Below are 24,938 nucleotides of genomic sequence, written 5' to 3'. Positions count from 1 at the left end.
ATTGGCGAGGACTGCATGACGGATTTGACCCCCTTCCCACCGCTCGAACATCTCGAGCCCGACGAGTTTGCCGATCTGGTGCGCAAGGCGATCAAACGTGATCCTCAAGCGGGCGCTCACCCTGCGATCCAATCCGCCATCAGCCACTTTCAAGACGAATTTGTCCGTCGCCAGGGAGAGTGGCAACCCGCGACACTGCAACGCTTGCGTAATGCCTGGAATGTATTTGTCCGATGGTGCACTCACCAAGGTATCCCCGCGTTGCCGGCGCGTCATCAGGACGTCGAGCGTTATTTGATTGAGCGCTGCAATGAGTTACACCGTAACACTTTAAAAGTACACCTTTGGGCCATTGGTAAGACGCATGTTATTTCCGGACTACCGAACCCGTGTGCTCATCGTTATGTCAAAGCGCAAATGGCACAAATCACTCATCAGAAAGTGCGCGAACGCGAGCGCATTGAGCAAGCCCCTGCCTTTCGCGAGTCGGATCTGGATCGCCTAACCGAACTTTGGTCTGCGACTCGTTCCGTGACCCAACAACGCGACCTCATGATCGTCAGCCTCGCGTACGAAACTCTGCTCCGAAAAAACAACCTCGAGCAAATGAAAGTCGGTGACATCGAATTTTGCCAAGACGGCAGCGCACTGATCACCATTCCTTTCAGCAAGACCAATCACTCGGGCCGCGATGATGTGCGCTGGATCTCCCCCCAAGTAGCCAGCCAAGTGCACGCGTATTTGCAATTGCCCAACATTGATGCCGATCCGCAGTGTTTCTTACTTCAACGGGTCAAGCGCTCAGGAAAGGCGATTGACCCAGAGTCACATAACGCACTCAATGGTCATCACCCGGTGTCCGAAAAGCTGATCAGCCGGGTGTTTGAACGCGCTTGGAAAGCCCTCAATCACGAGACAGGCCCGCGCTACACGGGCCATAGCGCACGTGTTGGCGCCGCACAAGATTTATTACAGGAAGGGTATTCGACCCTCCAAGTGATGCAAGCAGGGGGGTGGAGCTCAGAAAAAATGGTCCTGCGATACGGTCGACACCTGCATGCCCATACCAGCGCCATGGCCCAAAAGCGTCGCCGCTCTTGACGAGTGCCAAGTGGATCAATACGTGTGTTTAATCACACATAAAATTCCAATACAGCTTAATGCCGCACTAAACGTGCTGAAGTACTCCCTTTCTTCCCTAGCTCCCTCTTCATGGCAGTATTCGGTTCGATAACCCGCGCCATTGCCCTAGCGTTCAACTCTGACACCCGTCTAATAACACTTAATTAAGCCGCATAAAATAGCGGTGATGATGAGCATCTGGCTCTCGCGTGTGCGGTTATTAATGCCTTGGCAACGTGGGCTTTAGCGTGTTTTACTCCGCATAATTCAAACCACTGGTGTTCATCGAAAACGAGAAGAGCGTGTATGACAGCCATGCAATAGGCCCAATTTTCTTGGTTATAAGAGTAAGCAAGTATTCACTTACTCATCAACTGGGTTAACCGAGTGTCAATCAGATCGCTGACCGTCGTTAATGGATAACTCGTCTCCTCACTCAGCAACTTGACGTCTTTGAGCGACATCAGATTTTCGTCCGAATCCGTCAGCAACGCCGCAGCGACGATTGGAGGACAACCTGCCAAACCCATTAAATCGGCGCTCGCTTCAGCTAACCCAGAGCGCCCCAGTAACCCCTCTGGATGCGATAAGATGGGAAAAACGTGACCGGGACGAACCAAGTCAAAATGCGAAGTCAGTGGATTGGCCAATGCATGAATGGTCTTCAACCGTTCTCCGATGGTCACGCCGTATCGCTTGCCCCAACGCGCGTTCACTGAGACGGTAAAGGCAGGGCCGTTTGGGTTCTGCCGAGTGCTCACCATTAATGGCAGATCACAGCGCGTCGCCGTCGGTTCATCAATGACCACGGCCACGATACCACAACCAAAAGACACCAGACGTTCGACCTGCTCACGTTCAACGGTTGCCGCAGGGTAACTTAACAAGGTTCCCTGCCCGACGATATCATCGTAGATGAAAAAACCTTGCCCTAACTGAGCGGCTTCAATGGCCCTTGTGATGCCTTCAGACCCCATGAGCCCTCGCGACCGAGATTTGTGTTTCCTTATCATTACCACGCCTATATTCCCGGTGGTTCATTACAAAAGAAAGAGTACGCCAAGCACGTAAAATGACCAGCATCCGCCCCCATTAATAACCATAAATAAGCTCGTAATGAACGGCCTCATGCTCTCTGCTGCACTTCACTCGCCCACTCAGACGCCAGATAGTGGCATGATAGGATCTGTTCCTCATCCATGGACAATAACTGGGCCTGCGTCGCCAGCTTTGGCCAATCCGATCGCTCTAGCGCTTCTACGACACGCAGAAAATCCCCCAAGCGTCCTCGTCGCTCAGTGAGCGCCTCGACAATGTTAGGTGCAATCGCCAACTGAGCCAGTATCGCCTCCAGAGGCATGTCCAACATCCCATCCACCAGTGACATCAGGCCACACAGATAGGCAGACGCGGGATCGCAACTGCCTTCGGTGACACCCGCTAACGCTTCAAGACACTTGGCCCGTTGGAGTGAATGGTAGAGCAAAACATCCGGCTTCCCTGGCGCCAGAGCCGATATGGCGGTGTAAGACACAAACTTGCGGATACGGTCGTCACCCAGATAGTGAAGGGATTGTTCAATGCCCTTGATTGGCGTGCGCAGCTGTACGCCTGCGTTGACGAATTTGAGCAGCTGCACTGAGAATACAGGATTACGGGAAATCACGACATTGACCGCTGAGTGGTCAATGTTACGCTTCGACACCAAGCTCGACAGCTTGAACAAATCCAATGTTGAACTCGCAATTTTTTTTCGCCGTATCACTTCTGGTTTTTGAAAGAAGTACCCCTGAAACAGCGAGAAACCACACTTGATGGCCTGGTGAAACTCCTGATAGGTCTCCACCTTTTCCGCCAGAAACACAATCCCTGTTCCCTTCAAACGCTGAATGATCTGCGTGCAGTGGCGAAAAGGCAACGTTTGCACATCCAGCTTGATCACGCTGACCAACGGGTAGAAACGCGCCCAATCGGGGCTGGGTTCGAAATCATCCAACGCCAGTACGTAGCCTTGTCGAACGAGCTCACTCAGAGCGGTAAACAACGCGTCGGTCGGCTCGCATGTCTCCAGCACCTCAATGACGATGTCTTCGCAGGGAAAGTCCAACGGTACGCCTCGCAACAGACTTTGTTGGTCAAAATTGACGTACCCTTTGTGCCCATCCAAAATGCGGCATTGATAGGTTAAGAATTGCTCAGCAAGAAGTTGGAGCGTCGCTTGCTCCGAACGCACTCCGTCAGGAAAATGGTCAGCGTCCCCACCCCGATAAAGGAGTTCGTAGGCCACTAAGCCACATTGGCTGTCCAAAATCGGTTGACGCGCCACCATAGAGCACGCCGCCAAGTGTTGCGAGTCGCCGTTCGAGGGTAAGGCAGGAAATGGCTGCATCGTACGCTCCGTCCATGCGTGAGAAGTTACCTTTTAGTATAGTCACCCACGCCCCCTCTCTTCGAGTTCCCAAGTCTTTGCATCCCTGTCCGACATCCCCTAAACTTTATTGATATAAATAACAGTATCTCATTGCCCAATATAAAGGAATGTCCGTGTCTCTGTATACATCTCGGTCAATCACACGCGCCTGCGCCCTGCTTTTTGGCCTCTTGATCGTGTTCAGTGCACACGGAGTGGCGAAACCTTCTCCTTTGCATTTTGCCATCGGTGAATGGCCCCCGTACACCACCTCTGAAACACCCAATGGCGGACTGCTTGAACCCATCATTACGTCAATTTTTGAGCCCGCTGGCTATCAAGTGCATTTTCATTATTTCCCTTGGGTGCGCAGCTTAAAACTGGTTACACGGGGTAAGTATCACGCCACCTTCCCGTGGTACATCTCTGAAATTCAAGCCGACAGTTTACTGATCTCATCCAGTCCGTTGAATCAAACCAAGACGGTGTTCTTTCATCACAAACAGGTGCCTTTTCGCTGGCGCAGCTTTGCCGACTTGATGGCCTTTCGCATCGGCTCAGTGGACGGCTACACCGTCACCCGATTACTGACGCGACACCAGGTGCCCACCCTGCCTTCCATGGAACAAAGCGAGAATTTTCAGAAACTCTATCACGGTCGGGTTGACGCCATTGCGGCAGAAGAGCGCGTCGGAGAATACTGGGTCAACCACGTCTCGGCGCATCAACACCACCACATTCTGATCGACCCCAACCCTGTCTTAATGGAACCTATGCACGTCCTTTTTCATCATGACGCGCTAGGCGAAGAGCTGAACGCGGTGTTTGAAGCCGGCCTGCAGCGCTTAAAAGCCAGTGGGTGCTACACCGCACTGCTCAATCAACGCTCTTGTCAGGCCCCAACGCCTTAACGGCGGATTTGGCTTGTGAAGCCAAGTCTAAGGCTTCCAGCGCAGCGAGCACCGACTCGAGGCTAACGCCACTTCGGTGGATCATTCGCACCGCTTTCTCTAACACGGCATCACGCTGCATTTTGGCCAACGCCGCGTCCCGAGCCCGCTTCCGATCTTCTTCAACGACCGCGGCTAAGTTTGAGTGCGCTTGCTCAAGCTGCTCCAACGACAAGTGACGCGTTTGCGCCCGTAGACTGCCTAGGTGCCGTAGGGCCCGCACTAAATCGGTCATGGTCTCTGTCCTCATGGTAAAAACGCCAACCGCACAACACGGCTGATCCCAAACAACGTTATACGCGCATTGTCGAGTATTCGTCCTAAGATTCAGGATTAATAGTGATTAATAAAAGTAAGTTGTCGCTGCAGTGTATCGCCATCGTGACCGAATCATTTAGTTATAGTGCGTTATGTTATTCAAGGTAGACGGCGTGACCCACACTTACATTGCAAACACGCCCCTCGGCATAAAGACATTAATAATAGGTAATAACTCTGTCCCTTTGCGTTTTCCGAGTAAATTGGAGTCCGTGAACACTTCCTCGCCTTACCCATTCAGTGAGTCTTAGGATGGGTAAGGAAGTTCACGACACGAACCATACATAGTATTGCCAAACGCTAGGCGGTGGTGCGATCCATCCACTGCCTATTTGGCGTTTATGAAGGTAAAAAACAATGATCGTCCCCACACTCACCATATTATGCCTGTCGGCATTATGGAGCACACTGGCCTGGTCAAGCCCCGCGAGTTCGGGCTCACAACTCATCGTGGGTAACGGTGCAGACGTTGCCACATTGGATCCCCATAAAGCCCAAGGCGTACCAGAAGGTCGGGTCCTGCGAGACATGTTCGAGGGTCTGGTCCGTATCGACGGTCACGGCCAGGTCATCCCCGGCGTTGCCCAGCACTGGTCCCATAAAAAACATACCATCTATCACTTCCATCTTCGACACGATGCCAAGTGGTCGAACGGCGACCCCGTCACCGCCAGCGACTTTGTTTACAGCTTCCGACGCGCTGTCGACCCGAAGACTGCCTCTGCATACGCATGGTACGTCTCACTGGCACACATTCTCAATGCTGAGGCGATTTATCGCGGAAAGGCCGACCCAAGCACCCTAGGGGTCTCGGCAACGGATCCACACACACTCACCATCACACTGGATCGCCCCGTCCCCTATTTTGTGGAGATGCTCGGCCACACCACATTGCTGCCCGTTCATCAAAACACCGTCACTCATTATGAGCAAGCTTGGACCAAACCCGAACATATGGTGTCCAATGGCCCATTCCAGATCGTCAACTGGACCATCAACGAGGCCATCAATCTGACTCGAAACCCTTACTATTGGGACAACGCGCACACCCGCTTTGACCGAGTGCAGTATTTATCCCTCGAAGACGCCACATCAGAAATGTTTCGCTTTCTCACCGGTGAAATCGACATCACCTCGTCCATTCCTGTCGACCAATTTGAACGCTTAACCTACGAACGCCCCGATCAAATCTGGGTCCAACCGGCTTTGTGCACCGAGTTTTATCAATTCAATACCGCTCGTGCCCCTTTCGACGACGTCAGAGTTCGGCGCGCCCTCTCTTTGGCCCTCGACCGAGAGCTCATTGCGTACAAGCTGCTTGGCCAAGGGCGAGCGCCCGCGTACACCTTCATCCCCAACTACATGTCCGGCTACGAGGAATGGACCCCTCCCTACGCCCTGATGACCCAAGATGAGCGTGATCAGAAAGCGCAGGCGTTGCTCGCAGACGCAGGCTATGACCATGCCCACCCTCTCACATTTACTTTGCTTTACAACACCTCTGACGACATCAAGAAAGTAGCCGTCGCCGCGGCTGCCATGTGGCAATCGACATTAGGGGTACGCGTCAAATTAGAGAATCAGGAATGGAAATCCTATCTGTCTACCATGAATCAAGGAGAGTATGACGTGGCTCGTTCGGCATGGTGTGCCGATTACAATGAACCCAGCGCGATGCTCGCTTACCTCGAAAGCGACAAGCTCGGCGGCCGACAGTTTGCCGACACGCACTACGATGCCCTCGTCCATCAAGCAAGTCTCACGCAGGCCGCCGACGCCCGGCGCGAAGCCTATCGCCTAGCGGACGCCTATCTGGTAGAGACCGTCCCAATCATACCGATTTTCTATCCCGTCAGAGCCCATCTGATGGCGGCCTCCCTTAGGGGGTTCGGTGAAGATCAAGCTGGCCCCTTGTCCAGTCAAGATCTTTATCGAGCTCCCGCCCTTTCGGGAGAGAGCGTGCCCGAATGAACCAGACACAACCCAACGAGGAACGGCTTAGTCATACGTTGAAAAGCCACGAACCCACATGGGTCGACTCATCTTACACATCAGAGAACACTATGCGCATTGGGATCCTGTACTCATCCAATCAACAAACGGATTCGACCTCGACTATGCCAACCCACCAACACGTCAGGCGAGCCTTGAAAGGCCTCTGCCTAGACCCGGTCGTCATCAATGGGGATCGGCCATGTCTCTTCGATCGCTTGAAGGTGGAACAGATTTCAGTATTGATCATCTGTGCTAAAGGGCAATTCTATGAAGATGGTCAGCTTCAAGGACTGTGCGATTGGATTAAATTGCCTTATCTCGGCAGCGGTCGGGCGGCCAGTACATTGTGTCAACATCCAGCCCTACTCGATCTGGTCCATTTTGGGTGCCAAGCAACGTATTCTGAACACGTCCTCGTTCAACCCGATGACGACCTGCCCGACTATCCCCAAATGGCCCAATACTTGCGCTCTGAGGTCCTCGATCTCATCCCAGTCGTCGCCGCCGATCCTTGGACGGCTAAGAAACGCGTCCGCTCAGCTCGGTACTTCACACAATTTCTCACCCAGTTTCTCGATCTCCAAGGCGCCGTGATGATCCAACCGGCACGCTCGTACACCCGTCAATATCGACTCATTGTGCACGATCTCGAGGCGGTCCCCTGCGCCATGACTCTGTTCGAGGCGCAAGACACATCCCGCCATCTCACGTCGGCCAAGGGACTCAGTCATGCCGAGCACACCATGATAGAACAAACCGCCGTGCTCTATTACCGCCAACTGTTATTGCAAGGCGTCGCCGAATTTCACGTCGCCTTAACGCCTCACCATCGATGCCAAGTATTGCACGTCCGTACGTTGCCGTCTCTGCACCCAAAAGCCATCTTAGCCAAGTCGTTTGCCGAGCAAGACACGTCATACCCTGACATGCTCATGTCACTGGTCAATCGAGCATTACATCGCCCTAGCGTATCGCCTGAACAGCGCACAGGCTAAAGGAGACATGCGGATCGCTACGTCACATCGCGATCTGCATGCAAATAGCCCCCCTTGCCCCAGTGTTCATCATCAAAGTTCTGAAAAAACACCGTCACCCCCTCAGGGGGCATCCCGTAGGCTTCTTCAAACGCCTCGGTAATACGCTTGATCAACAGCTGCTTTTGTTCCTTCGTTCGACCCGGTGATTGTTGAATCGTGACCACTGGCATACATTGCCCCTTCATTCCATGCTTGAAACAAACCATCATGACGGCTTTGGCCGGGTTCAGCAACCCATAGCCACCGGCGGGCACTTGAGTTCAACAGTCAATAAATAAGGCAGGTCAGGATAAATCAGCGATGAATTCAATTTCTACTTTAGCGGCCATCGGCAGCGCGGCGACCGCAAAACACAAACGTGCGGGCTTGTGACCACCAAAAAACGTCTCATAAACATCATTGACGCGATCAAAGTCATCCATATCCGTGAGATAGACCGCCACCCGTGCAATACGGGCTTTAGAACTGCCTGCATCCTCTACGATGGCTAAGCCGTTCCTCAAACACTGCTTGGTCTGGATCATCACATCGTCTGAAACCAAACCCATTGTTTTGGGATCCAGTGGCAGTTGTCCTGAAACACACAGTGTCTTACCAAGGATTGCCGCGTGAGAGTATGGCCCCACCGCTTTGGGGGCTCGCTTAGACGAAATTAGTTTCATGGTCAGTCTCCTAATATCAACGTGTCATCTTGGTCCCCGTCTTCCCGACGAGGCTAACGGGAGGGAACCCTCAGATGGGCGCTATCTTAAAGGGGCAAGGAGGACTGTATAGTTAATAAAAGTTAACACGACTTATTAAGACCTTAAGCACACCATGCAGAGCCTTTGGCTGGTGGCTGTCGGCTAGTGCAAGACCAGCGCGGATTCCAAATCGCCCGGGGTGCTCCCTCGAGTAAAGGAGGGGACAATCAGTTCAGAGGCGAGCAGCAAGTTCATCGGGTTGCGCTTGGCCACTGGGTTGCCCAACGTATCCCATCCTCGGCGGTGCGAATAATCGACCGAAATGTGTGTGACCGACGAGAAGAAATGCAGCGACACCGAGCGCGCGGTACACTGCCTAACCACCGTCCCCAGTTCACGCGGTTGCTGAGAAAACACCAAGACGATTTTTTCATAGGGCTCCAGCACCAAACGCTCGTTGTTCCGTTGGGGAAACACACAAAACGGGCTGGCCCCTAAGGGCGTCTGGTACGCGCGCGCTTCGGCCATCACCCCAGCCCACATCGGTCTACCGGTTTGATTGCGCAGAGTGTAAGCGTCCGCAACGCCATCTTGAAGACGCACCGTCTTCTGTCGGGTCGCCAACGCGAACGTGTCACCCAGCGTTAAAACGTCGGATAGATCGGGAGTCGCCTGCTGCTCTTCGTGCAACGGGCCTGCGTGAAAAAAACCTTGATAGTTCGGCTGCCAAGTCAGTGTGATCAAATGATTCAGTTCACTGACCGTCGCCCAGACCGTCGATACGCCCTTATCAGGCGCACTGGCTTTGACCCCCTTAAACACCTGCAATTGATGCCCTTTTAACGCCGCCAAGCTGGCATCATCCAATCGAATAGTCACCGAATAGGTCGTCATTGCCCCCTCTCCTTATCAAGTATTGGTCAACCTTGAGTCAGTATGAGAAAAAGAGCAGGACGTTTCCGTATCAAAACAGTATCAGATCGCCGAGTATCCGATGTCGCCTGACGTCAGAGCGCTAACGCGTCGATTTTAGGCTAACCTCAAAGTAAGGAAACAATAGGTGTTCCCTGCCTGTTTTAGCGAGCCAACAGTATGAGTATCGATCCAACCATGTTTTTGCACCACCATGCCAAAGCCCACCCTTCACAGGCCAGTGTGTTAACAACACACGACTTCGTGGCGTGGTGGGACGAGCACTACCCGGGATGTCATCTCTCCTACCAGGAAGCAAACCTCATCTTGAACAACCTTACGACCACGCAGGAAGCGCTGACCTTGGCCTCTGAGTTCGATGCAACGCAAGATCTGTGCTGGAGTTACACGATGAAATAGCCCATCCGGCGCTACATGGGCGCCGGATGTCTGCCCCTTATTGTGGGAATTCGGTCGGCGGCTCGTAGGTAATGCGACTTGCTCGCAGTTGATTGCTCATTAGACTTTGCAGCATGCCAATCGCTGCGCCCACAGGAGCCACAACAGGGACATAACGCCCCAACTGCGTTTCCAGCTCAGACGTCAGCCATTGATTAACCTCCAACATCCCCGTGCACCCTAGTACAATGGCCTCCGCCTGATCGTCTTGCACCGCTTTGAGGCTTTGTGCCAATAACGCACTCTTGAGCGCGTCTTTGTCTTCCAACTGCTCCACAGGAATACCCGCTTGGCGAACAGACGCGAGGTGGTTCGCCATTCCCCACTGACGAGCCAAATCCCACAACATTGGCACCACAGAGCTCACCACCGTGACGATGGAAAAACGACTCGACACCATCGCCGCATTCATCATCGCCGGCGCAAAGCCGCCCACCACGGGAATATCGACGATTTCTTTCACCGCTTCCACCGCGGGCTCACCAAAACAGTTAATGAACAGCCCCTCGTACCCGTCCCTCTCCGCTTCAAGGGCGACACGGGCAATGTCTCTTCCATCCCACAACTCAGCCGCCCGGCTCTGAATGAAAGGCGTCGCCCGATCACCAAGCGCTTGGTAGTCCACCTGCACATTCGGATGGCGGATGGGCTCAATTTCACGCTTGAACGCGTCGATGAATGGGCGGGCGCCCATGTCGGAGATCGGGATGATCACCAGAATGCGTTGTTTAGTCATGTCAGTCTCCTTGTTGACATTGCGTAGATAAATTCGGGCCAAAATAACCCAGCGATTGCAAGATGGCATTGAACCTGGCGAGCTCCGGTCCTGTCGTCAGCTCTGGGGCCGCAGGGAGCGTAAACAAGAACAGATCCTGCTCTTCAACCACGTCTTCCACGGACAAGCCATGAAACCCCGTTAGGACCGCACGCGCGGCCTCCTGATCTTGAGGAGAGAGGGGCTGGACAATCTTATTGATCACCGACGCCTTCAGCCGTCCCATCATGCACAGCAAATCCGGCGCCATGGCCAAAGGATGACTGCAACGGGTATCCCAAGCGATCAGGTTCTCATTTTGATTGAGGACCACAATCGTGCGCTCCGTCCCATCCTCTGCGCGCTGCACAAACGTCAGAACCGTAAAATCAAAGCCTCCTTTGGATTCAGAAACCTGATCGGCAAGCTGACATGGGCGCGTGTTGCCAAACAACGGAGTCAGTGCCTGACCAAATGTTTGGGTGTATTCCTCGCAAAACGCCCCCAGTGGGTCGGCGCAATCTGGACCGATTTGACGCAGCATGCTGCCGATCACCTGTGACTGTGTCACTGTGTTCGAGATCAAGCTGCGTTGCGCCGCACGCCCCGACATTACCCAGCCCGCAATCGCCGCGATCCCATCAAAGGTCCCCACCGAACTCAACAGTGGGCGCAGTGTCATTTCAGCAATTTGGGCCTGCTCCACAGGCGTCGTCTCTGGTGTTAAATCCAATGTCAACGCCCCTGGATAACGCCCTCCTTTAAACGGCCCATCCGCCGCATTTAAGATCACCAACGGCGTCGCGGCGACCGACTCACTGAACGTCAGCAAACTTAAGGTGGGCACAGAGCGGTTCGCCCCATCGGCATTGAGCACCTTTAACGGTCCACGCAGGTTGGAGATCGCCGCCAGCATCGCGACAAAGAGATTCGAGCCAGTTTCCACCGACACCACAAAAGTGAGCGGTAATTCAAGCCGGTTCTGCAACACCGACAGCGCGCGCGTTTCCGCGCCATTCAGCCCAATCTTTTCAAAGCTTTCTGGTGAACCCATCGCCGCTACTACCGCCCCTCTGTCGTCGTCATTCAAGTCGTCCAAATCCACCAGTTGAACGGGGTGCTTCACCTCTAAAATCTGCTGAATAAACGAATACGCCGTTTGAATAGACCCACCACCACCACTGGCCAACACGGTGGCCCCACTGGCAATATCAAACAATGCCTCTCGATGTAAGATGTCCATGCTTTTTCCCTTGTCTGTGAATGTTAACGGATGTTCAACGCGTCTCTGGTCAAAACCTCAAAACGCTCGGCTTTGTCGAGATAGCACAATTCCTGATGGGCCCGCATAAACGGGATCCCCGTTTGCAATAAAGCGCGTGCCCGATGAGGCTGAACCGAACGCAACATCAGCTCAGCCGCCATACAGCAATGCAGTGAGTGCCCCATACGATGCCCCGATTTGGCCAACCAGTGGTGGTAGCCATCGGCCAGCAGGGCCAGACCCAGTTCAAGCTGTCCCTGTCTGCCAAGGGACCAGCCCAGAAAAACCTTGGCAATCCCGATAAAAAACGGCAGATCAAGGTTTTGGGCCAGTTGCAACAGGGCTTCCGCCCGCAATTCAACCTCTGGTGCTTCATCGGCATGGTAGTAGTAAAACAGTGCGGCTTGCGCGCCGATGGCCTGACTGAACACGTTGTCACTTTGCGAGACCAGTTCAGACATCGCTGAAAGCTGCGTATCCGCCTGTGTCCATTCACCCCTCAACGAGTGGCTCAGCACCAAAAATAAGGTCGCCACGACTCGGGGATCCTGGCCAAATTCCACCAAGTCGCGTTGGGTGTCGGCGTGCTGATGCAAGTCCAATGCTCGCTGAGCACAGTGGAGCGACGCTTCGTGATCGCCGGACCAAAAGTGAGTATTCGCTAATGCGGCTAATCCGTGAACTTCGATGCAGGTATCCCCCACCGTCTCGCCATGCTTTTTGATGGTCAACGCCAAGCGCCCGGCGTCATCAAGCTTCAATGCCATCAGTTTTTCTAACCATTGATGAAAAAACACACTGCCAAGACTGCCTTGCTGCGCGCTTTTTACGCACACCCTTTGAAGCTGATCGAAGACACGCTTTTGTTGCGGTGAAGACCAACCGTAATGCGATTTGTACAAGGTGCCCATCAGCAACAGCCAGTCGATTTCGCGGCGCAAACTGTAGGCAGCGTTCATCGCCGTTTCGGCCCACTCCAAGGCCGTGATCGCCTGTGGTAATTCACCCCGATCTTTGTGCCGTCTCGCCAAGTGGATATAGCACTCAAACGCTTTGGCTGATTGCCCTTGCTGAGCCAAACAATGGGCGTACGTCTCCTGCCAATGAGACGGCGCGCCGGGTTGTGTCAACATCGGTTTTAGCACCTGGGTCAATTGTGAGTTGATGTCTTTCCAGACCGGAGGCGTAATGTGGCGTTGCAGATAGTCGTACACCGCCGTGTGGTAAAAAGCGTAGGTGTGGGTCGAGCGCTGCCGAAGCAACGAGTTTTGGCACAAGCCTTCTAAAGCATCCTGCCCCTGAGGAAACAAGGCTGTGATCACCTCCCTATCGACGTTCAGCCCACAAGCCACCGCCGCCCAAAGCACCCGCTTTTGCTCAACGGTTAAACGATCGACTTGTTGATCGATGAACGAGTAAGATTGAGTCGTCATTTCAGATGATAGCGGCGCTTCTAGCAGCAACTGGCGCAAGAACGCGGGATTGCCACCACAGATCTCAACGCAATGCATCACTCTCTCCCCGGATAAAGCCTCCGGTGCCCAGCGATGCGCTAAGCGCCTAACCTCGTCTGTCGAAAGCGGCATCAGCTTTTGCTCAGACACTGCCCACCGCTCAGAAGAGGGCCAAACCAGCGGGCGATCGCTGCTCATTAAGCAAATGGGAGGATCCGCCATGAGCGTCAAAGCACGGTGGATCACTTGCCAACTGTCACCATCAACGCACTGCGCATCATCCAGCACCAAGAGTCGCACTTGAGTTTGCGCCAGCACCAACTGCACCAGTTTGGGATCCGTGGTCGCCAAACGCAATTTCAACCGAGCCGTTTTAGGATGGGGCTCAGACGCCAGCAACACCAACAAACGTTCTGTGTCGGTCGCGGTGAGCCCCAATTGGTGCGCCTTGACCTGTTTGTCAGACGGTGATGCCCACATCGGGAGCGCTAAAGCTGCCAGCAACAGCCGCGCGAGTGCACTCAACGAAACGCCTTCAGACGGTCGTCCTCTGACATCAAGGCAGCGCTCACTCAAGGCTCTGGGAAGCAGAGTGATCATGGCTTGCAACACGTGAGATTTCCCCACGCCTCTGTCCCCTTGAACAAGCACACACGGTACGCGCGGTGTTGCTTTGGGCTCTTGTTGGGATAAGGAAGCCAGCAAAGTGGCACGAAGGGTATCTCGTCCAATCAGTTGGCTTGCCACACTTTGTTGTGGCGTGAGCATCCAGTAGCCATTCGATACGGGCAGCGCCAAGCGCTCCGCCACGCAGCAAAAAGGCAACGCTAACAGCGCTGCATCGTCGACCATCCATCCATGATAACCAAGTAATTGCACCACAGACACCAACTCATCAAGATCAGATTTATCAATCGGATCACTGTGACTTGGCCCACTCACCAAATGGCTTTGCTTCAGCGCCAGTTTCACATGGACATCAGGGTAACCGTGTTGGGTCATCCGCAATCTTTGGTGCAATCGCTCAAGGACCGACGAGCAGGTGTCATAACCGATATAATATCCGCCCACTTTGTCTTGAACCGACAGCCCGGCTTCGTGAAGCCAAGCACTGACATCAAGCTCCGGAGCGCCTATCACAACAGGCGTCGCAAAGATAACGTACAACCAAACAGAGGGCGATGAGGCCCCCTGTTCCACACCAGCCGAATGACGATCATCCAGCAGTTCTTCGACGCTGGCACCAAAGAACTTCGCCATTTGCCCGGCAATACGAAAACTGACCGGTTTCCCTGTTTCAATGCGCTTGACTGTTGCGATAGACACTTGGCAATTGGCGTCATAGAGCGCATGCGAAAGCCCCTCCTGGCTTAACCCGTTCAACTGCCGAAGTGATCTGATTTTGTCCCGGCACAACAAGACTTTCCCGGCCGTCGTTCCCTTGCTTGACTCCACCCTGCTCACCTTTTCTGCGATCGATAAACGACCAAGTGCATCGATTGATATGCAATCAATTACTCATTTGTGTTGTCAATATTGCAGGGGGAATTGATATAAACAACTAATTGCATATTTTTCAGTCAGAATTGTGAACACTCATTTCCAAGTATCTGTCTTAAGTGGCCCCTAGTCGTGCTCGCAGTCCCATCACCCAAGCATGGTGCACACCAGCACGGGCACTCGTCTCTTCGACATATTGCAAATTCGGAGTTAACGTCAATGGGCCCAGAGGAAGCCGATAGAAGAATTCCGCGTTATGAATTGAATGACCATCGCGGTTTGATGTGGCTTGGCCTAATGCCATACCCATGATACCAGGGCCAATCCCTTGATAACCGGTTCCGGCAACCAACGATGAGGAATACAACACCTGCGATCCCTGAGCCACCCCACCTCTTAAAAAAGGAGTCCAAGCGCCCAAAGTTCCGTTCCAAGACGCACTGAGGCCTTCTTGAGACTGTGGTTGTTCCAAAGCGCCCTCACTTCGCCATCCCGTGACATGCAGTTGTTGCGCTAACGCCTGAGAAGGCTCCGCCACCCAGCCAAGTTCCACCGCTTCAAACGTCCGCCTTTCGCGAAACACCGCTTCCGCTCGCTGCCAAGGGTGGCTGGAATCGGCACGCGCATCCGATACGTTAAGTTGAAGGTAGTAATGAGCCCCCATTTGATGGTGGATCATGCCACCAATGGATGCTTCGTCGGGAAGAACAATCGTGCCCGATCCCGTACTGAACTGTACATTGGAAAACCCTGAGTAGGGGCTGCCGTAAGGATATAAATCTATAAAATCGGTCGAATCTAAATAGCCCACCATCGCATGCCAGCGATCAGAGAGGCCCGTTTGCTCCCAATACCCATGCGTTAAGCGCCAGCCTTGATCACTGAACGGTGCCCCGGTGAGACTCATGATACCCGTACTCTGCGGCAACCAATGTCCCGGCGGCGGATTCGTAAACCCATGTCGATGATCAAGGGTGAGCGCGAATCGACCGTTTGGTGTTGCAGCCCATTGTACGCTCATTCGCGCCATACCCGCTGCAGAAGCGCGCGACGCATGAGGTTGAACGGTATCGACGACGGCACCAAACGCGTAATATTCTCCTTCAAGATCAATTGGAATGTTGTCGTTGGCCTGGGCAATGATAGGGAAACAACACAGGGTGCACGATAGCAACAGTGGCCGTTGACTTAGCAAAAATGAAAACATGGCTTGGCCTCATTCAGGTCAGGGGGGAAGATCCATTGACGCTACAGGTGTGATTATTGGTGAGGGAAAGTTGTCATTGCTCAGGCTGAGCACGCCACTGTAGATCGCGTATCGTCCCCTTTCTTACGACTGTTCGCGTCTAGAATGAGGTGGACAGATGTGGGCAGGAATCGTTGCCATGACTTGTGGCCACTGTCCCTTTGGAACGGGCATAGAACAAAGCATCAAGTAGGATACCGTCTCCATCATTCCTATCAGCATACTGGTGAGGTGAGCCCTATAGTGTCGACTAATATCCGTTCTAAGGAACCCTTCATTGCTCAAATTTGTGTGATTATTCATATCGGTAGCCCTCTTATGCTCACCACAAGGTGGTCAGTAACTCGTGACCTTGTAACGCTTAAAAAAAGCTGGCCTTGAGGAGTACCAAGACCAGCAAATACCGACACCGTTGGGCCGATGCAGGAATAGGCGTTGTACCATCGTCTTTTTGTCTTATGCAGCCTCATGTCTGCTACTGCATTGAACGACTGGAGTGAGAATATCGACTTGATGGAAAAATCCCAGAGATTAAACATTATTAAGGTTTGTTACTTACCTGACGTTTAAACCATGGATTATTAATGATTATAAAACCTCCATGTTTGAACGGTTCACTTATACAATCGTTATCATACTTCTCTCAGAGCGAATTCAACCATGCGTATGGAATCCATCTACGAGGCCGTTAATACCCGCTGTGCTTACCCAATCAGTCAGGTCCTCATCCACCCTGAATACCATCAAAGGCCAAAACAACGTAGTATCCGCTTACAAAGTGAGCTTGAGCTTCGACGTTTTATCGGACAATCCAGTCCTGTAGAACGTTGCTTGTCTCCCACTGATACCGTCATGCTATTGCACGGCTTCACACTTATCCTCTGTGCTCGTTGGGGGAAAAAATGGCTGCAGCTTGATAACTCCTCTGATGTGCTTGATCGCTTTAAAATGATTGCCTGTCATTGTGTCGGGACAATGCAATTGCCCCGCCGTGACACACGCTCTGTCTCTATGACTATAGGGGTTGAACGCTGCTTAACGGCGAAGCAATCAACGCAACTGGCGTGTTTTGCCAATTTTCATGATCAGTTAGACGCGCACATTCAAATTGAATTAGAGATCTAACATCGTGTGATGTCAGATTCGCTCACGATGATATATATAATAATTAACTATCGGTAAGGGCTAACCTATCTACATTTGAAATGTGAACACTGAAAGTGACACGAAAATGTGTGGTATTGGAACCAACTTTGGCCAGGGTCCTGTCTGCAGTGACACAAAATTGTGTGGTATGGAATAAACCACACAGAAAAGTTTGCTTTTAGTGACATGAAAATGTGTGGCATCGGTAGTTTCAATGCTAAGTCTTTGTAATACTTAGTATTACCTTATTTTCACGAGAATTCAGTGATGAACTCTACAGCGCTAGTGCGCACGTTCGCTTGTATGTTTAGGCGCTCTTGTGGCTCAAAAGTTATCCACAGTTCCTATAAAGATCTATTTATCTATAAAGATCTATTTAAACTATATAACTATTAAACTATAAAACTATAGAGCTTCCAACTTATTGATTTTAAAAAGGAATTCAGGAGATACACTACAAAAAAGTTTGCTTTGTGATCATATAAGTTTGCTTTGTGATCATTTTTGTTTGCTTTGTGATCATATAAGTTTGCTTTGCGATCATTTTTGTTTGCTTTACACAACAAAAAAGTTTGCACTATGATCATTTTGATGTCATTTACCACACAGAAAAGTTTGCTTATTTTGCTCACGGTACAAAAAATGTGATGTATGCAAACAAATTTGTGCGGTAAAGGCCCTAATACTACATAAATGTTTGCTTATTGGTTAAAATGTGTCATTCTAAACGCCATGTAGACCAAAAAAGTTTGCTTAAGCAAACAAAACTGTATGGTATGAGCACAAGCCCGAAGAATTTACCCAAGCACATCAAAAAAGGCCACGAGCTGGTCTTCTCGCAACAAGATCTGACCGCACGCGAAGCGAATCTATTCGGGCTTATGATCGCCAACATGAAACAAGAAGACTGGGATAATCAAACCCCAGAGTATCGATTCACGGCCGCCCAACTCTCCGAATGGCTGGGACTTAGCAACCGAGCGATAGGATCACAATTGAAGCAAGTGGTGGGTCGGTTAGCCTCTCGAAAGATCGGGATCATCATTGAGAAGCAAGGCGATACCGAGTTCGAGTTCACTCCCCTGTTTAAGAAAGCCACCTATAAAGATCGCGTGTTGACGTTGATCCCCAACGATGCTTTGTCTAAAGAGTACATTGAGTACAACCAAGGGTTTTCGCTTATCAATACCAAAAGCTTTCTGGGACTCAAGCGAGAGTACACGAAGCGACTCTACGAAATACTGTCGCGTTTTAAAACCGACGGCACCAGCCTCAAACCCATTGAGGTCGACGATCTGCGCGCTTTTATGGGCCTGCTCAACGAGGATGGGTCTCTCAAAGCCAATAAGACGTCATTCAAAAACAACAGCGTATTTATCTCGCGTTGCATCAAGGAAAGCATCGAGGAGCTCAGTGAGGATCCCAAAACGCGCAAGGAGATCTTGTTTCTTGAGTCCGAGGACGGCCTGGGACTGAAACTCCATAAACACGGGCGCAATATTCACGCTGTTGAGTTCTTGTATCGCTGGATCAACACCACCACACCCGTCGATAAACTCAATTTTGAAGACGCCAAGCGCAACATCACTCGGCTTGAAACCAAGCGACTGACCACCGAAGAACCCTTGACCGTCGATGAACTTGAATTGCTGGCAAGCTCCTATCGCTCCATCGATGAGGAAGAGAAAGCTCAGTTCGTCGAAGAAGCACTGGCTAGCCGTCAGAGCAGCGGAAGCCACGATGCGCCTGCCGACGATGTAGTGGAAGAAGTGCTCGAAGATAAGTCCTTTTTGGACAAATTGGCCGAGCTGGAACGCATGAACGGCAGTAAGGGCTACTGAGTCTGGATTTTTACCGCACAGAAAAGTTTGCTTAGCCGCACAAAGCAAACTTTTTTGTTGTGTATCGTCCTCCCCTCTTCGTTTCCTGTCGTCTTTCGGGATTTATTTTCTCAGTTTCCATTAATTTTTGTTGTGTAAACCAAAAAATGAAGGATATACTAAATCCAGAATCTTGGTGGAGATAGAAATGGATACCCTGCAAACAACGGCAACCTTTCAAAATCTAAAAGAAGGCGCCGATCGCTACATTAAGCGACGCAATCTACGTTTACTGGCCAATCATCGTAAAGAATTGCGTAACTTCACGCGTGCGGAAGCGTCGACTTACTTGGACATCGACGCCAAAACCTTAGATAAATACGTAGCGACGGCTGAAATCGACCCGCGCCGCCACGAGGAGTCGCAATGGTCCATCGACATGGCGGAAATGTATCGAGTCCGCGATCTGCTGCCGGACGCACTGCGTAAAGAACCGAAGTTCGCTCGCAGCGAGAAGCAGTCGATGCAAGTGGTGGTGATCCAAAACCAAAAAGGTGGGGTTGGCAAAACCGTCTCTGCGGCCACCCTAGCGTCTGGTCTGGCGACCGAATTTCACCAAGAATACCGTGTTGGTCTGATCGACATGGACGGCCAGGCAACGCTGTCCATGTACTATGCCCCAGAGTCTGAAATGGAAGGGTGCTTGTCGATTGGCGACTTAATGATGCGCAATTTCGAGTTGGACGAAGGCGAAACGTATGAACAGGCGGTATCAGAGGCATTTTTAGAAACGACCATCCCTAACCTACGTATACTGCCTGCCTCTCAAACCGATCGCGCGATTGAAGGTTGGTTTCATGAGCAGGTCTTTAGCCAGAAGTTGGCCTCGCCGTACTCATTACTGCGAGACATCATTGCGGCGGTAGAAGACGAGTTCGATATCTTGATCATTGATACGCCTCCGTCATTGGGGTATGCGACCTACAACGCCTACTTTGCCGCCACCAGTGTGGTCTTCCCGCTGTCGATCACCGAAAACGACATCGACGCGACCTGTTCGTATTTCAGCTACATACCCCAAGTCTGGGCCCTGCTCGCCAATGCAGACCATCAAGGCTACGATTTCATGAAGATCTTGCTGACCAACCATCGTGATAGCTCGACGACGACTGAGCTGATGAACAGCCTGTACGATCATTTCGCGTCTTACCTTTATTCCAAGGAATTCAAGCACAGCGAAGCGATTCGACAGTCTTCTTCCTTGCTGTCGACGGTCTTTGACATGTCGAAAAGTGAATACCCTAAGAGCAAAGCCACATTCCAGAGTGCACAGCAGAACGCGTACGAAGTGACCAGCCAGATCTTACGCGACATCATCAACGTTTGGCGTGAGCAGGAGCAAGCATAATGGCGAAGAAACGCGGAGCAATCAGTCCATTAGGGAATGCAGTCGGATCCGAACAAGCCCAGAAAAGCGCCGCTAAGGCCACTCTGGAGTCTTTAACGCGCCAACTTGATGTGGAGCTAGAGAATTCAGGAGAAAGCGCTCAGAAGTTCTTACAGCGCCATTTTGGTGTTGAATCGGTCGGGCAAAGCGTCGAATGGCGATTGAACACTGGTCGTACGGTGTCGTTCAATGAGCTGACGCTGACGTACGAACAGGTTCGTGACGAAACGGTGGTCACCTTTGATGTTAACGGTCGCGATCAGACGCAATTGACCGAAGCGTCGCTGACGGATCTCAATTCACTGGCGTTTCAGCAGTTTTATCCGGCGGTGGGTCGTGAAGTGGACGGTAAGATTGATATCCTCGACGGCTCTCGTCGCCGTGCTTGGTTCCTACTCCAGCAAGGTGAGGTGGCGACATTTCGGGTGTTGGTAACCAAAGAGTCGATTACCACGTCGGAAGCCAAAGCGTTGGCGAAACAGCTTCAATCGGCGAAAGAGCACAACCAGCGTGAAATTGGTTTGCAGTGCTTGACCATTATGCAAAGTGAAGACTGTACCCAAGAAGACGCGGCGCAGGTGCTAGGGATTAGCCGTCAGGCCGTCGGGCGAGCACTCAAAGCCGCAAACGTGGACGCGCGGCTGATTGCCCTGTTCCCTGTGGTCAATGATTTATCCCATACCGACTACGCGGTTTTGGATAAAGTGATGAAGACGTTCCAACGCGACGAGGCCGGCTTAGTGGCCTTCATTGAGCGTTTGGCGGAACAGTTGTCTGGCAGCGAGCGAGATGAAGCAGAATTGACCGTCAAGGAGTGGTTGATCCAGCGAATTGGAGCGGAACTGAAAATAGTGACAGCGAAGCAGGTCGATGCCAGCGTGTCAGTCACCCAGTTAAAAGCGTTCTCATCGAGTGCGCAGTTCGCCCGAAAGCGAGTGAAAGGGCGTAACTTCAGTTACGAATTTGGGCGATTACCCAAATCCGTGCAGCAAGCGCTCGATGATGCGGTGTGCCAGGTCCTAGACGCGTATCACGAAGACTGATCGCCTTTTGGGATCACCAATACCGGGCAGCGAGCCTGCTCGGTCACCTCTTGAGTCACTGAAAATGATAACGCGCGTTGGATGAAGGAAGCATGACTGTGCTTGACCATTACGAGCAACTGCGCATCTAGTGCCTCACCCCGGCGGATAATCGTTTTCGCCACTTGCATGGGCAGCACATCCGAAATGGCTTCGCTCATGACATCAAATCCGCGTTCACTCAGCTTTTGAAGATAGTGCTTGAGCTGCCCCATCTCCTGAACGGGCGTTTCTCTTACCCCCTCCCCTTCTACCCCTTCGACAACATTCACAGTCACCAATAGCAGTCGATGATTCTGGGGCTGAAGAAATTGATGCGCATAATCCACAGCCAGTGTGTCAGACGGACTGCCATCCATCAAAATCATCACCGGACGGCGAGGCGCTGCAACTGTCGCTCTTAGGGGCGGCAAAGGATGGCTGATTTGTGGCTTGGGTAGTTTAGCCCTGGAAATGATCGCACACGCAATCAAGGCAAAGACGGCCGCCAACGAGAAGCTGTAGGCCGAGCCATAGTGTTCGCCGATGTGTGTGATTAAGATCGGGGCAATGGCTCCCCCTAACCAGCGAACAAAGTTGTACGCGGCAGAGGCGATAGACGTGGAAGTTGGGTGGGTTTCGATGGCTAATTCTGTAAACAGCGTATTCACTACTCCAAACAATGCGCCAGACACGATGATGGCAATCACCAGCGGGGTTTTGTCAAAGTGGGCGGGCGCGGCAAAGTAACCCATAATGAGCATCAGAACCACGAGTACCCACTGACACCGGATGATAATCGAAACTGGGTGCAGTCGGCTTTGCCATCTTGGGGTAATGAGCGTTGAAGTGATGGCCAGTGCCAATCCCCATCCAAAAAAGACCGCCCCGATCTCCAGTACCCCTAACTGAAGAACAAACGGGGAATACGCGAGTATGGCGAAAAAGACGAAGTTGTAGAAAAACGCACTAAGGCTGATCAGACGAAGTTTGGGCTGCTTCAGTGCCTGAAAGGGCGCCGCTAAGGAGTGACGCTGTTGGCGCTGCACGGGCGTGGCCGGCACAAAATACGCGATGGAGACAAAACCTATCAACATCAGGAGGGCCGTCCCCCAGAAGGGATAGCGCCAAGAGCCCTGCCCCAGTAATGCACCGACCAACGGGCCGATGGCGATGCCCACCCCCAACGCGGCTTCATAAAGACGAACCGATTCTTTGCCTTTTTTTTGTGACAATGTCACTATTAAGGTCAACGCTGTTGCGACAAACAACGCATTACCTAAGCCCCACCCGCTTCGGTAGCCCACTAACTGACCTACGGTGTTTGAGTTGCCTGAGCCGAGTGCGAAGAGTGCCACGACGAAAGCCCCAAGCATGATGGTGTTTTTCAACCCAATGCGCGTGGCGGCGATATCGGTGATTAACATCATCACCGCAGTGATCAAGAAATAGCTCGTGAATAAGAGTGAGACTTCACTGGGCGTCGCATTCAGACCATCTGCGATGGCCACCAAAATGGGATCGACCAAACCGATCCCCATAAAACCTACCGTTGAGGCAAAGACAACCGCATTGATGGCGGCGCGAGATTGAGTCATGGCCATGATTGTTCTCCCAGGGAAAGTAAGACTTCAGAAAATGGAATAGACAAAAAAACAGACGGTCATTAGCAGCCAATAGAGGGCGATGAGGGCACTCGATATCCACCCCACTCGGCGTCGTTGCCAATGTAGCCAAGGGATGAGGAGACACCATATCGCGCCAAAAATGACAGCAACAAATCCAATGGCAACCAGAAACCCGTGGGGGAAAACGTACGAAAACACCATGGGAGGGATGAAGGCAATGAGCCCTGACTGGAGGAATGCTCGCCCACTCACGTTTATCTGATCAGACAATAAGTAATCGTAGAGGCCTTTGGATACCCCGTAGATGGGAGGAACTAAGAGAGCCACCAACCAAACGATTAAAAACGCTTTTGTTAACCCACTCATAGAGAAGACTTGATACAGCACATCGAAAGAACTGACGTCCAAGGCCAACTGACTGAGCACCGATTGTTGGTCAAACAAACTCAAAAATATGCCTAGCCATATGGCATAACCAATCACAATGAAGAGGACGCCAAGTCGCAGAGAAGCGATGACACCTTTTCGTTTTCTTCCTTGGGTATGGAGTACGCGAAGCGCGGGCATCATAGGTTGAAAGCCAAAGCAATTGGCAAAGAAGATAGGTAACAAAGGCAGAGCAACTCGCGGATCGTCCAGCATCCCAGTGGCATTTTCGGCAAACAGATTGTGCACATGTAGTTGAGGGTACAGAGTGACTATTAAGCTAACAAAGATGATTAGAAGCAACACGTTACAAATAAGAACCACCGCAGACATACACCGTATTCCAAGGGCCATCATCACGAAGCAGATAACGCCCATGATGATGGTCACGAAACCATGATGTAGATGAAACGGAAGCAAGCTCGTCACCAATTCGGTAATGACCGAGAAATACGCATACAGCAAGACAAACAATGAGAGAATGATGATTGCATCCACCCACTTTCGCCCATAGGCCCCGGCCGCCTTTTCGAGTATTTGACGCATACCATCGGACACGCGGTGATAGCTTGATAGCTCGAGGTATTTGACGCTGGCCGTGTAGCTGACGGCCAGCGTGATCAGTAAGATAATCGTCACGCCCGAAGTCCAGGCAGTCACGCTCAGAACGGGAAGGATAATGAATCCTAATCCGATGCATGAACCAAACACTACGGCGGCGCCAGAGATGACTTTTTGGGTGTTCGTAGCGAGAGTGACACGATGAGAACGTTGCATCTAGGGTTCCTCCGCGATGGGATTGAGGGCGGGATGCCGACTTGAATAAGGTGTTCAACTGAGTGTGATTATCGTGAAGGGTTACGGGGTAGAATGACGAGTTATTGATGTTTATTAAGCAACATTAGTGACATGGCGTTGGTAAGATTATTGATGGCGGAATCCCCTATTCTTCTCTCTTCTTACTACAGACATGGAGGTGCTCACGTAGCAATATTCGTGATTTTGATGTCACTGCTCTTCAATCATTGACTGATATTGAGGTGATGTGACGACTCAATATTGTCATTGCTCAGGGTGAGCATGGTCGGCGGAGCATGGCTGGGTACAACGTTGTTGTCGCTGAATTGGCAGAGCGCGAAGTGATGTTGATGACTCAAGTTGTCATTGCTCAGGGTGAGCATGGTCGGCGGAGCATGGCTGGGTACAACGTTGTTGTTGCTGAATTGGCAGAGCGAGAAGTGATGTTGATGACTCAAGTTGTCATTGCTCAGGGTGAGCATGGTCGATAGTTTGGCTTTGTACGTCG

Annotated in this window: 25 protein-coding genes; 11 read left to right on the top strand and 14 right to left on the bottom strand. The window is 51.8% G+C overall.

The genetic code is table 11. The features are described 5' to 3' along the window. Window positions 1-15: 15 nt before the first annotated feature. A complete protein-coding gene (locus tag QMA41_RS18345; protein ID WP_045987582.1) occupies window positions 16-1,101 on the top strand; it encodes a tyrosine-type recombinase/integrase in 1,086 nt (361 codons plus the stop codon). 380 nt (window positions 1,102-1,481) lie between these two features. Here QMA41_RS18345 and QMA41_RS18340 read toward each other — a convergent pair whose 3' ends face one another. The 3 genes from QMA41_RS18340 to QMA41_RS18330 all read right to left on the bottom strand — a co-directional run bounded on the left by QMA41_RS18340 (window position 1,482) and on the right by QMA41_RS18330 (window position 3,557). Then, the gene (locus tag QMA41_RS18340) at window positions 1,482-2,135 is read right to left on the bottom strand and encodes a 3,4-dihydroxy-2-butanone-4-phosphate synthase (RefSeq protein WP_038175856.1); all 654 of its coding nucleotides are present in this window, start codon (window positions 2,133-2,135) and stop codon (window positions 1,482-1,484) included. A 113-nt stretch (window positions 2,136-2,248) separates the two neighbouring features. Continuing rightward, window positions 2,249-3,229: an HDOD domain-containing protein gene (locus QMA41_RS18335; protein WP_281630361.1), complete on the bottom strand. Its 981-nt coding sequence runs from the start codon at window positions 3,227-3,229 to the stop codon at window positions 2,249-2,251. A gap of 142 nt (window positions 3,230-3,371) precedes the next feature. Continuing rightward, on the bottom strand, window positions 3,372-3,557 hold the full coding sequence (locus QMA41_RS18330) for a hypothetical protein (RefSeq protein ID WP_281630360.1): 186 nt from the start codon (window positions 3,555-3,557) through the stop codon (window positions 3,372-3,374). Between the two features lie 109 nt (window positions 3,558-3,666). Between QMA41_RS18330 and QMA41_RS18325 the strand changes: the two genes are divergently transcribed. Next, window positions 3,667-4,443, top strand: a complete 777-nt coding sequence (locus tag QMA41_RS18325; RefSeq protein WP_021457913.1) for a transporter substrate-binding domain-containing protein — start codon at window positions 3,667-3,669, stop codon at window positions 4,441-4,443. Here QMA41_RS18325 and QMA41_RS18320 read toward each other — a convergent pair. After that, window positions 4,409-4,717, bottom strand: coding sequence for a hypothetical protein (locus QMA41_RS18320; RefSeq protein ID WP_095665020.1), 309 nt, complete (start codon window positions 4,715-4,717; stop codon window positions 4,409-4,411). The two genes, QMA41_RS18325 and QMA41_RS18320, sit on opposite strands and share 35 nt — an antisense overlap. 440 nt (window positions 4,718-5,157) lie before the next feature. On the opposite strand from QMA41_RS18320, the gene QMA41_RS18315 reads away from it, so the two are divergent. Together QMA41_RS18315 and QMA41_RS18310 are read left to right on the top strand one after the other, a co-directional pair. Further along, a complete protein-coding gene (locus QMA41_RS18315; protein ID WP_019274803.1) occupies window positions 5,158-6,771 on the top strand; it encodes a peptide ABC transporter substrate-binding protein in 1,614 nt (537 codons plus the stop codon). A gap of 58 nt (window positions 6,772-6,829) precedes the next feature. Further along, the gene (locus QMA41_RS18310; protein ID WP_141650588.1) at window positions 6,830-7,051 is read left to right on the top strand and encodes a hypothetical protein; all 222 of its coding nucleotides are present in this window, start codon (window positions 6,830-6,832) and stop codon (window positions 7,049-7,051) included. Window positions 7,052-7,331: 280 nt separating this feature from the next. Here the strand turns inward: QMA41_RS18310 and QMA41_RS18305 are convergent, their stop codons facing one another. Continuing rightward, window positions 7,332-7,526 (bottom strand): hypothetical protein, encoded by a 195-nt coding sequence (locus QMA41_RS18305; protein WP_141650587.1) that lies wholly within the window; start codon window positions 7,524-7,526, stop codon window positions 7,332-7,334. Between the two features lie 12 nt (window positions 7,527-7,538). Between QMA41_RS18305 and QMA41_RS18300 the strand changes: the two genes are divergently transcribed. After that, window positions 7,539-7,790 carry a hypothetical protein gene (locus tag QMA41_RS18300; RefSeq protein WP_141650586.1) on the top strand — a complete coding sequence of 84 codons (252 nt, stop codon included), beginning with the start codon at window positions 7,539-7,541 and terminating at the stop codon, window positions 7,788-7,790. Window positions 7,791-7,807: 17 nt separating this feature from the next. Here the strand turns inward: QMA41_RS18300 and QMA41_RS18295 are convergent, their stop codons facing one another. The 3 genes from QMA41_RS18295 to QMA41_RS18285 all read right to left on the bottom strand — a co-directional run bounded on the left by QMA41_RS18295 (window position 7,808) and on the right by QMA41_RS18285 (window position 9,409). Further along, window positions 7,808-8,002, bottom strand: a complete 195-nt coding sequence (locus QMA41_RS18295) for a 4-oxalocrotonate tautomerase family protein (RefSeq protein ID WP_019274801.1) — start codon at window positions 8,000-8,002, stop codon at window positions 7,808-7,810. 114 nt (window positions 8,003-8,116) lie between these two features. Continuing rightward, complete coding sequence (locus QMA41_RS18290; protein ID WP_019274800.1) at window positions 8,117-8,494, bottom strand: Rid family detoxifying hydrolase; 378 nt, start codon at window positions 8,492-8,494, stop codon at window positions 8,117-8,119. A 183-nt stretch (window positions 8,495-8,677) separates the two neighbouring features. After that, window positions 8,678-9,409, bottom strand: a complete 732-nt coding sequence (locus QMA41_RS18285) for a hypothetical protein (protein ID WP_019274799.1) — start codon at window positions 9,407-9,409, stop codon at window positions 8,678-8,680. A gap of 198 nt (window positions 9,410-9,607) precedes the next feature. On the opposite strand from QMA41_RS18285, the gene QMA41_RS18280 reads away from it, so the two are divergent. Continuing rightward, complete coding sequence (locus QMA41_RS18280; protein WP_019277792.1) at window positions 9,608-9,847, top strand: hypothetical protein; 240 nt, start codon at window positions 9,608-9,610, stop codon at window positions 9,845-9,847. Between the two features lie 37 nt (window positions 9,848-9,884). On the opposite strand, the gene QMA41_RS18275 is transcribed toward QMA41_RS18280, so the two are convergent. The 4 genes from QMA41_RS18275 to QMA41_RS18260 form a co-directional block, all read right to left on the bottom strand. After that, window positions 9,885-10,580 (bottom strand): aspartate/glutamate racemase family protein, encoded by a 696-nt coding sequence (locus QMA41_RS18275; RefSeq protein ID WP_281630359.1) that lies wholly within the window; start codon window positions 10,578-10,580, stop codon window positions 9,885-9,887. Window positions 10,581-10,623: 43 nt separating this feature from the next. Further along, window positions 10,624-11,883, bottom strand: coding sequence for a DUF917 family protein (locus QMA41_RS18270; RefSeq protein WP_235676639.1), 1,260 nt, complete (start codon window positions 11,881-11,883; stop codon window positions 10,624-10,626). 23 nt (window positions 11,884-11,906) lie between these two features. Continuing rightward, window positions 11,907-14,813 carry an XRE family transcriptional regulator gene (locus tag QMA41_RS18265; protein ID WP_281630358.1) on the bottom strand — a complete coding sequence of 969 codons (2,907 nt, stop codon included), beginning with the start codon at window positions 14,811-14,813 and terminating at the stop codon, window positions 11,907-11,909. A gap of 160 nt (window positions 14,814-14,973) precedes the next feature. Next, window positions 14,974-16,065, bottom strand: a complete 1,092-nt coding sequence (locus QMA41_RS18260) for a carbohydrate porin (protein ID WP_019277788.1) — start codon at window positions 16,063-16,065, stop codon at window positions 14,974-14,976. Between the two features lie 699 nt (window positions 16,066-16,764). On the opposite strand from QMA41_RS18260, the gene QMA41_RS18255 reads away from it, so the two are divergent. The 4 genes from QMA41_RS18255 to QMA41_RS18240 all read left to right on the top strand — a co-directional run bounded on the left by QMA41_RS18255 (window position 16,765) and on the right by QMA41_RS18240 (window position 21,560). Then, a complete protein-coding gene (locus tag QMA41_RS18255) occupies window positions 16,765-17,229 on the top strand; it encodes a hypothetical protein (protein ID WP_019277787.1) in 465 nt (154 codons plus the stop codon). Between the two features lie 797 nt (window positions 17,230-18,026). Beyond that, the gene (locus tag QMA41_RS18250) at window positions 18,027-19,091 is read left to right on the top strand and encodes a replication initiation protein (RefSeq protein WP_172845700.1); all 1,065 of its coding nucleotides are present in this window, start codon (window positions 18,027-18,029) and stop codon (window positions 19,089-19,091) included. A 187-nt stretch (window positions 19,092-19,278) separates the two neighbouring features. After that, on the top strand, window positions 19,279-20,478 hold the full coding sequence (locus QMA41_RS18245) for a ParA family protein (RefSeq protein WP_006958798.1): 1,200 nt from the start codon (window positions 19,279-19,281) through the stop codon (window positions 20,476-20,478). Further along, window positions 20,478-21,560, top strand: a complete 1,083-nt coding sequence (locus QMA41_RS18240) for a ParB family protein (protein WP_019274723.1) — start codon at window positions 20,478-20,480, stop codon at window positions 21,558-21,560. The genes QMA41_RS18245 and QMA41_RS18240 overlap by 1 nt, the downstream gene beginning before the upstream one ends. Here the strand turns inward: QMA41_RS18240 and QMA41_RS18235 are convergent. Continuing rightward, complete coding sequence (locus QMA41_RS18235; protein WP_006958420.1) at window positions 21,548-23,182, bottom strand: MFS transporter; 1,635 nt, start codon at window positions 23,180-23,182, stop codon at window positions 21,548-21,550. The genes QMA41_RS18240 and QMA41_RS18235 overlap by 13 nt on opposite strands. Before the next feature lie 27 nt (window positions 23,183-23,209). Next, window positions 23,210-24,409: an aromatic amino acid transport family protein gene (locus QMA41_RS18230; RefSeq protein WP_171353198.1), complete on the bottom strand. Its 1,200-nt coding sequence runs from the start codon at window positions 24,407-24,409 to the stop codon at window positions 23,210-23,212. Between the two features lie 317 nt (window positions 24,410-24,726). Between QMA41_RS18230 and QMA41_RS18225 the strand changes: the two genes are divergently transcribed. Then, complete coding sequence (locus QMA41_RS18225; protein ID WP_235676636.1) at window positions 24,727-24,921, top strand: hypothetical protein; 195 nt, start codon at window positions 24,727-24,729, stop codon at window positions 24,919-24,921. Window positions 24,922-24,938: the final 17 nt, after the last annotated feature.

It is taken from the genome of Vibrio sp. St2, from assembly GCF_947311885.1.
GTDB lineage: Bacteria > Pseudomonadota > Gammaproteobacteria > Enterobacterales > Vibrionaceae > Vibrio > Vibrio coralliilyticus.
This window is presented reverse-complemented; position numbering and strand designations above follow the sequence as displayed.

Excerpts from the sequence above, each read along its gene's own strand:
- QMA41_RS18300 (WP_141650586.1), top strand. The coding sequence starts at position 7,539 with ATGATAGAACAAACCGCCGTGCTCTATTACCGCCAACTGTTATTGCAA.
- QMA41_RS18230 (WP_171353198.1), bottom strand. The coding sequence starts at position 24,409 with ATGCAACGTTCTCATCGTGTCACTCTCGCTACGAACACCCAAAAAGTC.
- QMA41_RS18315 (WP_019274803.1), top strand. The coding sequence starts at position 5,158 with ATGATCGTCCCCACACTCACCATATTATGCCTGTCGGCATTATGGAGC.
- QMA41_RS18290 (WP_019274800.1), bottom strand. The coding sequence starts at position 8,494 with ATGAAACTAATTTCGTCTAAGCGAGCCCCCAAAGCGGTGGGGCCATAC.
- QMA41_RS18240 (WP_019274723.1), top strand. The coding sequence starts at position 20,478 with ATGGCGAAGAAACGCGGAGCAATCAGTCCATTAGGGAATGCAGTCGGA.
- QMA41_RS18235 (WP_006958420.1), bottom strand. The coding sequence starts at position 23,182 with ATGGCCATGACTCAATCTCGCGCCGCCATCAATGCGGTTGTCTTTGCC.
- QMA41_RS18320 (WP_095665020.1), bottom strand. The coding sequence starts at position 4,717 with ATGACCGATTTAGTGCGGGCCCTACGGCACCTAGGCAGTCTACGGGCG.
- QMA41_RS18340 (WP_038175856.1), bottom strand. The coding sequence starts at position 2,135 with ATGATAAGGAAACACAAATCTCGGTCGCGAGGGCTCATGGGGTCTGAA.
- QMA41_RS18255 (WP_019277787.1), top strand. The coding sequence starts at position 16,765 with ATGCGTATGGAATCCATCTACGAGGCCGTTAATACCCGCTGTGCTTAC.
- QMA41_RS18280 (WP_019277792.1), top strand. The coding sequence starts at position 9,608 with ATGAGTATCGATCCAACCATGTTTTTGCACCACCATGCCAAAGCCCAC.
- QMA41_RS18310 (WP_141650588.1), top strand. The coding sequence starts at position 6,830 with ATGGGTCGACTCATCTTACACATCAGAGAACACTATGCGCATTGGGAT.
- QMA41_RS18285 (WP_019274799.1), bottom strand. The coding sequence starts at position 9,409 with ATGACGACCTATTCGGTGACTATTCGATTGGATGATGCCAGCTTGGCG.
- QMA41_RS18275 (WP_281630359.1), bottom strand. The coding sequence starts at position 10,580 with ATGGGCGCCCGCCCATTCATCGACGCGTTCAAGCGTGAAATTGAGCCC.
- QMA41_RS18250 (WP_172845700.1), top strand. The coding sequence starts at position 18,027 with ATGAGCACAAGCCCGAAGAATTTACCCAAGCACATCAAAAAAGGCCAC.
- QMA41_RS18345 (WP_045987582.1), top strand. The coding sequence starts at position 16 with ATGACGGATTTGACCCCCTTCCCACCGCTCGAACATCTCGAGCCCGAC.
- QMA41_RS18305 (WP_141650587.1), bottom strand. The coding sequence starts at position 7,526 with ATGACTGAGTCCCTTGGCCGACGTGAGATGGCGGGATGTGTCTTGCGC.
- QMA41_RS18295 (WP_019274801.1), bottom strand. The coding sequence starts at position 8,002 with ATGCCAGTGGTCACGATTCAACAATCACCGGGTCGAACGAAGGAACAA.
- QMA41_RS18260 (WP_019277788.1), bottom strand. The coding sequence starts at position 16,065 with ATGTTTTCATTTTTGCTAAGTCAACGGCCACTGTTGCTATCGTGCACC.
- QMA41_RS18270 (WP_235676639.1), bottom strand. The coding sequence starts at position 11,883 with ATGGACATCTTACATCGAGAGGCATTGTTTGATATTGCCAGTGGGGCC.
- QMA41_RS18225 (WP_235676636.1), top strand. The coding sequence starts at position 24,727 with ATGGCTGGGTACAACGTTGTTGTCGCTGAATTGGCAGAGCGCGAAGTG.
- QMA41_RS18245 (WP_006958798.1), top strand. The coding sequence starts at position 19,279 with ATGGATACCCTGCAAACAACGGCAACCTTTCAAAATCTAAAAGAAGGC.